Consider the following 11154-nt stretch of genomic DNA (forward strand, 5'->3'; position numbering starts at 1 on the left):
CCCTTAGCGTCGTACGCAATCGAACAGGGAGACGGTCATGCGTCGAGTTGTCTTGGCAGTGGTTGCGGCGTTGGTCATGGGCAGTTTCGTTATCGTCGAATCGGGCAGCGCGACGGCTGACGTCAGCGCGAGGGTCGACACCAGTGCGACGGCCGCCGCGTACGTGTCGCCGCAGCAGTACTGCAACAACACCACTCGAACCATCACGTTCCAGACGTCGCCGACCTCGGTGGTCACCGCGGACTGGTGCCTCTGGGGGCCACCGACGACCGCGACGAACACCGCCACCTTCAGGCTTGCGATGGGGGTCGTGTCCCCGGTCCCGTTCACGTCATGCGGGCCAACCAGCTGCGGTGACGTGTCCATCGGCGCCGGCACCGTGCCGCCCGGCACCACGATCACCGGCGGGACCTGCACGAACGACTCAAACGGCTCTGATTGCTACATCACTGTCAGCGCGGCTGTCTCCTGCGAGAGCTCAGGCTCTGGCCCCGCGACCACCCTCGCCCAGTTCCCGCTCGTCCTGAAGGCGAACCCGACCCGAGGCAACCCGACCTTCACCTCTGCGGTCCAGGCGTTCGAGCTGCAATGCACGCCGACGATCACGACCACATCGCTTCCGGACGCGCACAAGCTCGCCACCTACAGCCAGGGCCTCACTGCCGAAGGCGGGCAGGGCTCCTACACTTGGGACCTCGTCTCGGGGACGCTGCCACCGGGATTCTCGCTCACGTCCGATGGCCGTCTCGGCGGTGGGACGAACACCCTCGGGACGTGGACCTTCACCGTACGGGTGACTGAGTCACTCTTGCACAACTCTGACACGCAGGAACTCACCCTCAAGGTCACCCCGAATCCGATACAGATCGTGAGCCCGACGCTGCCCGATGGCGTCGTATACACCGCCTACACCGCGCACACCCTCGCCTTTGGCGGAGACGGCCCCATCACGTGGTCCATCGCGTCTGGCGCACTCCCCACCGGGGTCACGTTCTCCTCCGCCGGCAACTTCGCCGGTACGCCGACGAGCGTGGGCACCTCGACCTTCACCGTCCGGGCGACCGACGGCGACACGACGCAAACGCTCCCGATCAGCATCACGATCAAACCGATGACGATCACGACCAGCTCGCTGCCACAAGCGCCGGTCTATGCCGCCTACAAGCAGGCGTTCACCGTGCTCGGCGGCAAGAAGACGTACGTCTGGAAGGTCGCCGCAGGCAGCACCTTGCCGAAGGGGTTGTACCTCAGCACCGCGGGAGTCCTGTCGGGTACGCCCACCGTGATGGGTTCGACCACCGTCACGATTCAGGTCACCGACGCTGCCAGACCGGCCAACGTCGCCACGAAGACGTTCACCATCAATGTCGTGCCGATGAGTGTTGCGACGTCGTCGCTTCCCGCAGCGCCGGTTGGCCGGACCTATTCGACGACGCTCAAGACGTCTGGTGGCAAGCCGACGTTGAAATGGGTCATCACCTCTGGTGCCTTGCCCGCCGGGCTGAAGTTGGCCAGCGGCGGCCAGATCACGGGGGTGCCGACGACCGTGGGCACGTCGACGTTCACGGTGCTCGTGACCGACGCCGCGGTGCCGCACGGGACGGCGAGCGCGACGTTGTCGCTGACCGTCACCCCGATGTCGATCGTCACGACCAGCCTTCCCGCGGGCACGGCGAAGAGGTACTACACCACCAAGCTCGCGTTCAGCGGCGGCAAGGGCACCCTGGTCTCCACGATCTCGGCCGGCGCACTCCCGCCCGGCGTGCGCCTGGCCACCAGCGGCACGATCTCTGGCACGCCGACGGCGGCAGGTACGTACACCTTCACCGTGAGCGTCCGCGACGCCTCGACGCCCGCGAACGTCGCCACCAGGACGTTGACCCTCACGATCGGCTGACACCTCAGCGCCGTTGTTCCACAGATCTTCGCGACGGCCCTTCACAAACCGCACGAGGTTCGACAAGATCATCGGAGTCACTTCTTCGGGGGAAGAGGTTCTGGGAGTGGAATCGTCGACGTCGGCCCTGTCCGACCGCGTGCGCGATCTCGTGCGCCAACGCCGCATCGACCCGCGCACCGACGCGGTGTCCGTACGCCAGGCAGCCCTCGACGTCATCGCGGAGCACGAGTCCCGCAGCCTGACCGGCGCCGTACGCTCGCTCGACGAGCCGGAGCTCGTGATCGGCCAGATCGTCGCCGACGTGTCCGGGTTCGGGCCGCTGCAGCAGTTCCTCGACGACGACACGGTCGAGGAGATCTGGATCAACGATCCCTCCCGCGTCTTCATCGCACGCGGCGGCCGGCACGAGCTGACCTCGTTGATCCTCACCGCCGAGCAGGTCCGCGAGCTCGTCGAGCGCATGCTGAGCTCCTCGGGCCGGCGCCTCGACATCAGCCAGCCGTTCGTCGATGCGATGCTGCCCGGCGGCCACCGCCTGCATGTCGTGCTCGACGGCATCTCGCGAGGCTTCGCCGCCGTCAACATCCGCAAGTTCGTCGCACGCGCCCACTCGCTCACAGATCTCGTCGCGCTCGGCACCCTCGACGAGCAGAGTGCCGCGTTCCTCGATGCGAGCGTCATCGCCGGCCTCAACATCGTCGTCTCCGGGGGTACGCAGGCCGGCAAGACGACCCTGCTCAACTGCTTGGCCGCGTCCATCCCGGGATCCCAGCGGCTCGTCTCGGTCGAAGAGGTCTTCGAGCTGCAGTGCGGGCACCCGGACTGGGTGGCGATGCAGACACGACAGGCGGGGCTCGAGGGTACGGGCGAGATCTCGCTGCGCGTCCTCGTCAAGGAGGCGCTGCGCATGCGGCCGTCCCGGATCATCGTCGGCGAGGTCAGGGCCGCCGAGTGCCTCGACCTGTTGCTCGCGCTCAACGCCGGGCTGCCCGGCATGGCCAGCATCCACGCCAATTCTGCGCGGCAAGCACTGGTCAAGATGTGCACGCTCCCGCTGCTCGCCGGCGACAACATCGGTTCGAGGTTCGTCGTCCCGACCGTCGCCTCGTCGGTCGACCTCGTGGTCCACACGGGCATCGACGCCGACGGGTCCCGCGCCGTCCGCGAGATCGTCGCGGTGACCGGCCGGGTCGAGAACGACCTCATTGAGTCCGAGCCGGTGTTCGTACGCCGCGCGGGCCGGCTCGAGCGTGGACACGGCGTGCCGTTCCGCCGTGACGCCTACGAACAGGTCGGCATCGACCTCGACGATGTGTTGGGGGTCGGTCGATGGGTGCCCTGATCGGCTTGATGGCCGGCACCGGCCTGCTGCTGATCGGCTGGGCGCTTGCCGAGCCTGGTTGGCGGCCGGCTCGTCGCAGTGCGCGGCGCACCAGTCGCCTCGCTGACCTGCTGGCACGCGCTGGTGTCGAAGGCGTCTCCCCGGCACAGGTCGTCGGCATGTGCGTCGTGGCCTTCGTGCTCGGGGCCGTGGTCCTGACCGCAGCCTCGGGCGTACCTGCGATCGGGGTCATCTTCGGCCTGATGGCAGGTGCCGTACCCATCGCGATCCTGCGTGGACGAGCCGAGCGACGAGCCGGCGAGCACGCCGCCCTGTGGCCCGACGCCGTCGACAACCTCTCGTCCGCCGTACGTGCCGGGCTCTCGTTGCCAGAGGCCTTGATGCAGCTGGGGGAGCGCGGCCCCGAGGGTCTCCGAGCGCCGTTCGGCCAGTTCGGCCGCGACTACCAGGCCACCGGACGCTTCCACGACTCCCTCGATCTGCTCAAGGCGCGGCTGGCCGATCCGGTGGGGGACCGGGTCATCGAGGCGCTCCGCATTGCACGCGAGGTCGGTGGCGGTGACCTCGGACGCATGCTGCGGTCGCTCTCGGGCTTCCTGCGCGACGACCTCCGTACGCGCGGAGAGCTCGAGTCGCGCCAGTCCTGGACCGTCAACGGTGCGCGCCTCGCGGTGGCTGCTCCCTGGGGCGTCCTGCTGTTCATGTGCCTGCAGCAGGACGTCGTCGAACGCTTCGCGACAACCACGGGACTGATCGTGCTCGTCAGTGGTGCGGTTCTCTGTGTCGTGGCCTATCGGCTCATGCTCTGGATCGGCCGGCTGCCCACCGAGAAGCGGATCCTGGCGTGACCGGGGCGATGATCGGGTTGCTGCTCTCCAGCGGTCTTCTCCTGGTCGCTTCCGGCTGGGCGCGCACGAGACGACCGTCGCTCGACCAACGGTTGAGTCCCTACCTGCGCGACGTCCATCCGTACGCCGTCGTGCCCGGCCGGTCCCACGGTGTCGTGGACGCGGTGTTCGGACCGTCGGTGCGCCGAGCCGGGCAGGTCGTGGGTGACCTCGTCGGCGGTTCCGCGAGCGTGTCGCGACGCCTCGTACGGCTGGGGTCGACCATGACGGTCGAGGACTTCCGCATCCAGCAGGTGCTGTGGGGCGCGACCGGGCTCGCCGGCGCGGTCGGCATCTCGGCGCTGCTGTGGTCCGAGCGGGACACGGGCGTCCCGGTGCTGCTCGTCATCTGCGTGATCGGCTTCGTGAGCGGCGTCCTGATGTGCGACAACCACCTGTCCGGCCGGGTGAAGGCTCACGAGCAGGAGCTGCAGGCGGAGTTCCCGGTGGTCGCCGACCTTCTGGCCCTCGCAGTGGCTGCAGGCGAGAGCCCCGTCGCCGGGCTCGAACGCATCATGAAGGTCTGCCACGGCGCCTTGTCCGACGAGCTGGCCCGAGTCGTCGCCGACATCCGTACCGGGACCGCCATGGCGCAGGCGTTCGACGGCCTTGCCGCGCGCACTGGCGTCACGAGCATCGCGCGATTCGCCGAAGGCCTGGCCATCGCGGTCGAACGCGGCACGCCGCTCGTCGACGTGCTGCACGCCCAGGCGGCGGACGTACGCGAAGCCGGTCGGCGCGAGCTGATGGAGGCGGGCGGTCGCAAGGAGGTCGCGATGATGGTGCCGGTCGTGTTCCTGATCCTTCCGGTGACCATCGTCTTCGCGTTCTATCCCGGCTACATCGGACTCCACCTGACCTCAGGTATGTAGGAAGGAACTCACATGTGGCAATTCCGATCTCCTCGTCATGACGAGCGTGGCGACGTGCCGGGCTGGGTCATGATCACCGTGATGAGCGCCGGAATCGTGGCCGTGCTGTCGGCGGTCGCCGGCCCGCAGCTGCGCCAGATGCTGACCCAGGCCCTGTCGGCGGTCGGCGGCTGAGTCATGGGCCGGGCCACTCGCGAGCGCGGGGCGGCAGTCGTCGACTTCGTGCTCATCATGGTGCTGCTCGTCCCGCTGGTGCTCGGGGTGGCACAGGTGGCGCTCGTGCTGCACGTCCGCAACACGGCTGCGGCGGCAGCGTCCGAGGGCGCCCGGTCTGCCGCCCCGCTCGGAGCCACGCCCGCTGACGGCGCGGCGCGCACCCGCGCCATGATTCGCGAGGCGCTCGCCGACCGTTACGCCGATGACGTGACCGCGACTCGCACGTCGATCGGCGGGATGCCGGGCACCGAGGTCGTCGTACGTGCTCGTGTCCCAGCGCTCGGCCTCTTCGGGCCTTCGGTCCCGATCACCGTGCGTGGCCACGCGGTGAGCGACGTCGAACCATGAACCGGGAGGAAGGCACCGCCACGGTCGAGTTCGTTTGGCTCTCGATCCTGCTCCTCGTGCCCTTCGTCTACATCCTCGTCGCGGTGTTCGACGCCCAGCGCGCGTCGTACGGGGTGTCGACGGCGAGTCGTTCGGCGGCACGAGCGTTCCTGCAAGCGCCGGACCCGGCGTCCGGCGAACAACGCGCGAGGCTGGCCGCGCGGGTGGCGCTCGACGACCAGGGCCTGGCCGCCGCGAGCGTCCAGATCACCTGTCTGCCCTCTCCGGCGGACTGCCTCCGGCCCGGGTCGTCGGTCCGGGTCGTCGTGCGTACGACCCAGCAGCTGCCGCTCACGCCGAGCGCGCTCGGTTCGCAGCTCGGCGGCATCACGGTCGACAGCACGCACACGGAGCCCTACGGCACCTATCGGAGGGAGCGGTGAAGCGTGAGGACGGCCAGATCACGGTCATGACGATCGGGTTCTTCGTCTTCCTCGGCCTGATGGCGGTCGTGGTGGTGAACTCCTCGGCCGCCTTCCTCCAGCGCCAGCAGCTCGACAACGTCGCCGACGGTGCCGCGTTGGCCGCTGCGGACGGACTGAGCCAGGCCGACTTCTACCGGCGCGGCGAGGTCACGCTCGACGACGCCGAGGCGCGGCGGTTGATCGGCGAGTACGTCTCGGGTGACGGCATCCGGGTCGTCGCCGTCCGCACCGATGGTGACCAGGTCCATGTACGCCTGGAGCGCACCGTGAGCCTCGCCATAGCCCCGCCGGGCTGGACGTCGCGGACGACGATCGTCTCCGAGGCGACCTCGCAGCTCCGGCTCGGCGACTAGCCGTTGCGGCCGGCGATCTGGCGTACGGGCTCGATGAGGGCGACGACCCGTTCGGCGTCGCGCCCGTACGGCTGACCGATGTACTTCTGCGCGATCCGGTCGACGACCTCCCACGCGGCGTCGCCCTCGAGCCACTCGACGACCCGGCCACGGATGAGGATCGGGTGGAACGGGTTGTCGACCGGAGTCAACGACAGTGCCACGCGGGGGTCTCGCCGCAGGTTGCGGGCCTTGAGGGTCTCCGGGCCGGTGAGGATCGCGACGCGCTCGCCCTCGGTCCCGACCCAGACCGGCACCGAGTGTGGAGCGCCGTCGGGCAGGATCGTGGCGAGGTGGGCGGTCGAGGTGCCGTCGAGGACCTCGCGGACTTCGGGGTCGATCATCGCTGCACCTCGTAGTGGAGGTGCGTCACGCCGGGGGCGGGCACGGCCTCGATCAGGCGCAGCTGGATGTGCGCAGGCAGCTCCTGGAAGAACAGCCGACCGGCGCCGAGCAGGATCGGGACCTGGTTGAGCACGAGCTCGTCGACCAGCCCGGCCTTGAGGGCTTCGGTCACGATGCCGCCGCCCATCAGGGCGACATCCTTGTCGCCGGCGACACCCTTGGCCGCAGCGATCGCGTCCTCGATCCCCGTGGTGACGAGCGTCTGGCGCTCGCCCATGTCAGGGGCGAGCCGATGGCTCAGGACGAACAGGGGAGCGGTCGGGTGCGGTGCACCGTCGTTGCCGAACTGCTCGGAGTCGTCGTACGTCTTGCGCCCGGCGACCGTGGCGCCCACGCGTTCGGCCATGGATTCGAACATCGGCGCGCTGGCCTCGCTCAGCCTGAAGCCGCTGAACATCCGGCTGGGGACGTCCCCGGTGAAGAACCAGTCGAAGAGTGCGGCGCCGTCCCCGAGTCCGTGCCCGGGGCGCGCGTCGCGCCCGGTGACGAAGCCATCGACCGAGACCGACATGGCGGTGAAGACCTTGCTCATGGTGTCGTTCCTTTCGAGTTCCTTGAAGAGACTCCAAGAACGTAGCATCTAAAGTTTCTTGAGGGAACCCCGATGCGTTAGGATCGCATCATGCAACGTACGGACTTCGGCGCCATGGCTTGCTCCATCGCGCGCACCCTCGACGTCATCGGCGAGCCCTGGTCGCCGTTGATCCTGCGTGACGTATGGGTCGGCATGAACCGGTTCGAGCAGCTCCAGGCCGACCTCGGCATCTCCCGCAAGGTGCTGACGGAGCGGCTCAACCACCTCGTCGAGCACGGCGTCCTGGAGCGCCGGCCGTACGACAACCGCCCGCGCCACGAGTACCACCTGACGGAGAAGGGCACCGAGCTGATCGACGTCCTGATGGTCATGGTGCGATGGGGTGACACATGGTTGGCCGGCGAGGCCGGTCCGCCGGTGCTCTACCGCCACCACGCGTGCGGCGAGATCAGCAGCGTCGACCTGCGCTGCTCCGGCTGCGGAGAGCCGATGCACGCGGACGACATCGACGTGGAGGCCGGCCCGGGAGCCGCTGCCTAGGCATGACGAAGGGCCGCGGACCGCGCGACGGCGCGGACCGCGGCCCCTTCGTGTCCTGCGCTACTTCACCGTCGTGGCGACGACGTTGGTGACTGGCGCGGTGGAGGACGAGCCGGAGAAGGTGAACGTGATCTTCCGCCGGCCCTTCGGCAGTCCCGTCAGCTTCACGGTGCCCTTGCCGTTGACGAGCTTGACCGTCTTGGCGATCGACTGCCAGCTCACCGTGACGGAGCCGCCGGCCGGCATGCCAGTTGCCCGGCGGATGACCTTGAAGGCGGTCGTGGCGGTGCCCTTGCCGGGCGTGATCGTCGCCGTGAGGAAGGCTTTGGACTTGAGCTTGATCTGCACTCCCTGGACGTCCTTGCCGGCGACGTCCACCGAGGCCACAGCGCCGGCCGACACCCACGGGGACGGGGCATTGACATCGAGCTCGTACGTGCCGTCGGTCAGCGGACCGATCTTGAAGGCTCCGGTCGACGTGGACTTGCTGTCGAAGTCGCCCTTGTCGGTTTCGACAATGACGTAGGCGCCCGCGATGGGTCGGCCGGAGGTGTCGGTGACCGTGCCCGCGATGCGGCTGCCCTTGGTGGTCATCACCTGGGGGTTCGTGCCCAGCTTCTGCCCGGTGTCGACGTGGACCACGGTGGCGTCCTCACAGAACTGCGAGAAGGGAGCGCTGTCGTAGCACTGCGGGAAGTACGTCTTGCCCGCATCGGTGAACCCGAGGTTGTAGTCGCCTGCGGGCAGTCCGTAGAGGGCGAACGAGCCGTCCGAGGCCACAGAGACCACCTCGTCGTAGGCCAAAGGCAGGTCACGGTCGGGGTCGATCGACTTGGACGGGCCGAAGACGTTCACGCGCAGATTCTGTGTCGACACGCCGTCGCCGCGCTTGACCGACCCCGTGATGGTCGCCGCCTTCGTGACCGTGGCGTTGCGCGTGACGGTCTTGCCCGCAAGACCCGTGAACGAGCGGGACGTGGCGACGATCCGGTGCTGCGAATCCTTGATGAGGATCGTGTGGCCAAGGTAGTCGGCCGGCCCGTAGAGGCCGTTGACGTTGATCGTGAACGAGTAGGCGCCCTTGCTGTCGGTCGTGTCGACGGCCAGCTTGGGTCCCTCGTAGCCGTCGTCGCCCTTGTAGTAGAGCTCGATCGTCGCGCCCTTGAGCGGCGCGCCGTCGAGGGTGACGACGCCCTTCACGTAGCCGGTCGAGGTCGCGGCCGTGCTGGGCACGACCAGTCCCAGTGTCAGTAGTGCGACGAGCAGCGTCAGCAGGGCTGACGTACGGACCAGGTGCTTCATGCATTCCCCCTGAGGATTCGAGTGTCTTCTGGTGGTGATGCGCGCGGGACGGGTTTGGTTGTCCTCGGGCGGCAACTTTTCGTCAGGCCTCGAGGGCTGCCCGCAGCTTGGCGGCGTACTCCTCGGCCTCACCGTCCGCGTACTTCGTACGAGGCCAGAAGAACCCGCGCAGGCCGTCGCCCTTCGTACGAGGCACGACGTGCACGTGGAGGTGCGCGACGCTCTGCGAGACGACGTTGTTCATCGCGACGAACGTGCCCTGCGCACCGAGGCCCGATGTGACGGCGTCGGCGACGCGTTGAGCCGTGCCGAAGAGCGGCACGATCAGTGCCTCGGGCAGGTCGGACAGCGTCACGACGTGCTCGCGAGGCACCAGCAGCGTGTGCCCCTTGAACACCGGCCGTACGTCGAGGAACCCGACGACGTCATCGGTCTCCAGGACGATCGTCGCCGGAGTCGTGCCGGCGATGATCCCGCAGAACAGGCAGTCGGAAGTCATGCCGTCACCTCCACCAAGAAGCCCACCATACGGAGGCGACGGCATGAGTCCTTTCGTTTCCCTCGCTGGCGCTCGGTCATGGCTCGATCCCATCACACATGGGCATAGGGTGGAGGCATGGCTGAATCAGAAGGCACCGACAACAAGTCCGACATGAAGGCCAAGTTCCGCGAGGCGCTGGAGAAGAAGAAGGGCAAGCACCACGCGACCGCCGAGGGCGCCGAGCACGACGGCAGCGAGAAGTCGCACGGAGCCAACGGTCCGACGCAGTCGCCCGAGTTCCGGCGCAAGAGCATCTGACCTCTCCCTGTAACCTCGTCGGGTGGTGACACCGGATTTTGCAGAGCAGACCAAGGCCCTCGACGCGACCCTGACGTCGATCGAGAAGGTCCTCGATCTCGACTCGATTCGCGCGGAGATCGCGACGCTCCAGGAGGAGGTCGGCGATCCCGGGCTGTGGGACGACCAGGCCAACGCCCAGCGTGTGACGAGCCGGCTCTCGGCGCTGCAGGCCGAGGTCGAACGTGTCACGAGCCTGCGCGGGCGCCTCGACGACCTCGAGATCATGCACGAGATGGCCATCGAGGAGGACGACGCCTCGGCCACGGCCGAGGTCGCCGCCGAGCTGGTGCGCATCCAGAAGGCGATCGACTCGCTCGAGATCCGCACCCTGTTGTCCGGTGAGTACGACGAGCGCGACGCCCTCGTGTCGATCCGCTCCGGCGCCGGTGGCGTCGACGCCGCCGACTTCGCCCTGATGCTCCAGCGCATGTACATCCGCTGGGCCGAGCGCCACGGCTACAGCGTCGAGGTCTACGACACGTCGTACGCCGAAGAAGCCGGCATCAAGTCGACGACGTTCGCGGTCAAGGCGCCCTATGCGTACGGAACGCTGTCGGTCGAGGCCGGCACCCACCGCCTCGTCCGCATCTCGCCGTTCGACAACCAAGGCCGCCGCCAGACGTCGTTCGCCGCCGTCGAGGTCGTGCCGGTGCTCGAGGAGACCGACGAGATCGACATCCCCGAAGAGGAGATCCGGGTGGACGTGTTCCGCTCGTCGGGCCCCGGCGGCCAGAGCGTCAACACGACCGACTCGGCCGTACGCCTGACGCACATCCCGACCGGCACGGTCGTCAGCTGCCAGAACGAGAAGAGCCAGCTGCAGAACAAGGCCAGCGCGATGGTGATCCTCAAGGCCAAGCTGCTGGCGCTCAAGAAGGCCGAGGAGCGCGCGCAGCTCGACGAGCTGCGCGGCGACGTGCAGGCGTCGTGGGGCGACCAGATGCGCAACTACGTCCTCAACCCGTACCAGATGGTCAAGGACCTGCGGACCGAGCACGAGACCGGCAACACGCAGGCCGTGCTCGACGGCGAGATCGACGACTTCATCGAGGCCGGCATCCGCTGGCGCCGAAACCAGTCTGCGTAGAGGAGGCCGCCCGCGGCCGAGTC

At 68.2% G+C, this 11154-nt stretch carries 16 protein-coding genes; 11 read left to right on the forward strand and 5 right to left on the reverse strand.

Translation table 11 applies throughout. From position 1 onward, the window contains the following. Positions 1 to 3: 3 nt before the first annotated feature. Entirely contained in the window at positions 4 to 417 is a 414-nt protein-coding gene (locus ASE12_RS20270; RefSeq protein WP_162255523.1) for a hypothetical protein, read from the reverse strand. A gap of 451 nt (positions 418 to 868) precedes the next feature. On the opposite strand from ASE12_RS20270, the gene ASE12_RS20275 reads away from it, so the two are divergent. From ASE12_RS20275 to ASE12_RS18050, 8 genes are all read left to right on the forward strand, one after another. Further along, a complete protein-coding gene (locus ASE12_RS20275) occupies positions 869 to 1897 on the forward strand; it encodes a putative Ig domain-containing protein (RefSeq protein ID WP_162255524.1) in 1029 nt (342 codons plus the stop codon). Positions 1898 to 2003: 106 nt separating this feature from the next. Next, positions 2004 to 3242, forward strand: a complete 1239-nt coding sequence (locus tag ASE12_RS18025; RefSeq protein ID WP_056403861.1) for a CpaF family protein — start codon at positions 2004 to 2006, stop codon at positions 3240 to 3242. After that, positions 3230 to 4090: a type II secretion system F family protein gene (locus ASE12_RS18030; RefSeq protein ID WP_056403864.1), complete on the forward strand. Its 861-nt coding sequence runs from the start codon at positions 3230 to 3232 to the stop codon at positions 4088 to 4090. The genes ASE12_RS18025 and ASE12_RS18030 overlap by 13 nt, the downstream gene beginning before the upstream one ends. Beyond that, entirely contained in the window at positions 4087 to 5001 is a 915-nt protein-coding gene (locus tag ASE12_RS18035; protein ID WP_235508942.1) for a type II secretion system F family protein, read from the forward strand. Before ASE12_RS18030 ends, ASE12_RS18035 begins: the two co-directional genes overlap by 4 nt. Positions 5002 to 5013: 12 nt before the next feature. Then, entirely contained in the window at positions 5014 to 5175 is a 162-nt protein-coding gene (locus ASE12_RS20430; RefSeq protein WP_200955048.1) for a hypothetical protein, read from the forward strand. Positions 5176 to 5178: 3 nt separating this feature from the next. Beyond that, positions 5179 to 5565, forward strand: a complete 387-nt coding sequence (locus ASE12_RS18040) for a TadE/TadG family type IV pilus assembly protein (RefSeq protein WP_056403866.1) — start codon at positions 5179 to 5181, stop codon at positions 5563 to 5565. After that, entirely contained in the window at positions 5562 to 5987 is a 426-nt protein-coding gene (locus ASE12_RS18045; RefSeq protein ID WP_056403868.1) for a hypothetical protein, read from the forward strand. The genes ASE12_RS18040 and ASE12_RS18045 overlap by 4 nt, the downstream gene beginning before the upstream one ends. Continuing rightward, on the forward strand, positions 5984 to 6382 hold the full coding sequence (locus ASE12_RS18050; RefSeq protein WP_056403870.1) for a pilus assembly protein TadG-related protein: 399 nt from the start codon (positions 5984 to 5986) through the stop codon (positions 6380 to 6382). The genes ASE12_RS18045 and ASE12_RS18050 overlap by 4 nt, the downstream gene beginning before the upstream one ends. Here the strand turns inward: ASE12_RS18050 and ASE12_RS18055 are convergent. Both ASE12_RS18055 and ASE12_RS18060 read right to left on the reverse strand, forming a co-directional pair. Beyond that, positions 6379 to 6765 carry a PPOX class F420-dependent oxidoreductase gene (locus tag ASE12_RS18055; protein WP_056403875.1) on the reverse strand — a complete coding sequence of 129 codons (387 nt, stop codon included), beginning with the start codon at positions 6763 to 6765 and terminating at the stop codon, positions 6379 to 6381. The two genes, ASE12_RS18050 and ASE12_RS18055, sit on opposite strands and share 4 nt — an antisense overlap. Then, positions 6762 to 7358, reverse strand: coding sequence for a dihydrofolate reductase family protein (locus ASE12_RS18060; RefSeq protein WP_056403876.1), 597 nt, complete (start codon positions 7356 to 7358; stop codon positions 6762 to 6764). Before ASE12_RS18060 ends, ASE12_RS18055 begins: the two co-directional genes overlap by 4 nt. A 90-nt stretch (positions 7359 to 7448) precedes the next feature. Here ASE12_RS18060 and ASE12_RS18065 point away from each other — a divergent pair, with 90 nt between their 5' ends. Continuing rightward, positions 7449 to 7901: a helix-turn-helix domain-containing protein gene (locus ASE12_RS18065; RefSeq protein ID WP_056403879.1), complete on the forward strand. Its 453-nt coding sequence runs from the start codon at positions 7449 to 7451 to the stop codon at positions 7899 to 7901. 60 nt (positions 7902 to 7961) lie between these two features. On the opposite strand, the gene ASE12_RS18070 is transcribed toward ASE12_RS18065, so the two are convergent. Both ASE12_RS18070 and ASE12_RS18075 read right to left on the reverse strand, forming a co-directional pair. Beyond that, complete coding sequence (locus ASE12_RS18070; protein WP_056403882.1) at positions 7962 to 9203, reverse strand: carboxypeptidase regulatory-like domain-containing protein; 1242 nt, start codon at positions 9201 to 9203, stop codon at positions 7962 to 7964. 82 nt (positions 9204 to 9285) lie between these two features. Then, entirely contained in the window at positions 9286 to 9702 is a 417-nt protein-coding gene (locus ASE12_RS18075; protein ID WP_056403885.1) for an HIT family protein, read from the reverse strand. Between the two features lie 117 nt (positions 9703 to 9819). Here ASE12_RS18075 and ASE12_RS18080 point away from each other — a divergent pair, with 117 nt between their 5' ends. Both ASE12_RS18080 and prfB read left to right on the forward strand, forming a co-directional pair. Then, positions 9820 to 10002: a DUF5302 domain-containing protein gene (locus ASE12_RS18080; protein ID WP_056212555.1), complete on the forward strand. Its 183-nt coding sequence runs from the start codon at positions 9820 to 9822 to the stop codon at positions 10000 to 10002. A gap of 22 nt (positions 10003 to 10024) precedes the next feature. After that, positions 10025 to 11131, forward strand: a complete 1107-nt coding sequence (gene prfB, locus ASE12_RS18085) for a peptide chain release factor 2 (RefSeq protein ID WP_056403888.1) — start codon at positions 10025 to 10027, stop codon at positions 11129 to 11131. The last annotated feature ends 23 nt before the right edge of the window (positions 11132 to 11154 follow it).

This window comes from Aeromicrobium sp. Root236 (assembly GCF_001428805.1).
Taxonomy (GTDB): domain Bacteria; phylum Actinomycetota; class Actinomycetes; order Propionibacteriales; family Nocardioidaceae; genus Aeromicrobium.

Excerpts from the sequence above, each read along its gene's own strand:
- ASE12_RS18070 (WP_056403882.1), bottom strand. The coding sequence starts at position 9,203 with ATGAAGCACCTGGTCCGTACGTCAGCCCTGCTGACGCTGCTCGTCGCA.
- ASE12_RS18065 (WP_056403879.1), top strand. The coding sequence starts at position 7,449 with ATGCAACGTACGGACTTCGGCGCCATGGCTTGCTCCATCGCGCGCACC.
- ASE12_RS20430 (WP_200955048.1), top strand. The coding sequence starts at position 5,014 with ATGTGGCAATTCCGATCTCCTCGTCATGACGAGCGTGGCGACGTGCCG.
- ASE12_RS18040 (WP_056403866.1), top strand. The coding sequence starts at position 5,179 with ATGGGCCGGGCCACTCGCGAGCGCGGGGCGGCAGTCGTCGACTTCGTG.
- ASE12_RS18060 (WP_056403876.1), bottom strand. The coding sequence starts at position 7,358 with ATGAGCAAGGTCTTCACCGCCATGTCGGTCTCGGTCGATGGCTTCGTC.
- ASE12_RS18080 (WP_056212555.1), top strand. The coding sequence starts at position 9,820 with ATGGCTGAATCAGAAGGCACCGACAACAAGTCCGACATGAAGGCCAAG.
- ASE12_RS18030 (WP_056403864.1), top strand. The coding sequence starts at position 3,230 with ATGGGTGCCCTGATCGGCTTGATGGCCGGCACCGGCCTGCTGCTGATC.
- ASE12_RS18055 (WP_056403875.1), bottom strand. The coding sequence starts at position 6,765 with ATGATCGACCCCGAAGTCCGCGAGGTCCTCGACGGCACCTCGACCGCC.
- ASE12_RS18075 (WP_056403885.1), bottom strand. The coding sequence starts at position 9,702 with ATGACTTCCGACTGCCTGTTCTGCGGGATCATCGCCGGCACGACTCCG.
- ASE12_RS18045 (WP_056403868.1), top strand. The coding sequence starts at position 5,562 with ATGAACCGGGAGGAAGGCACCGCCACGGTCGAGTTCGTTTGGCTCTCG.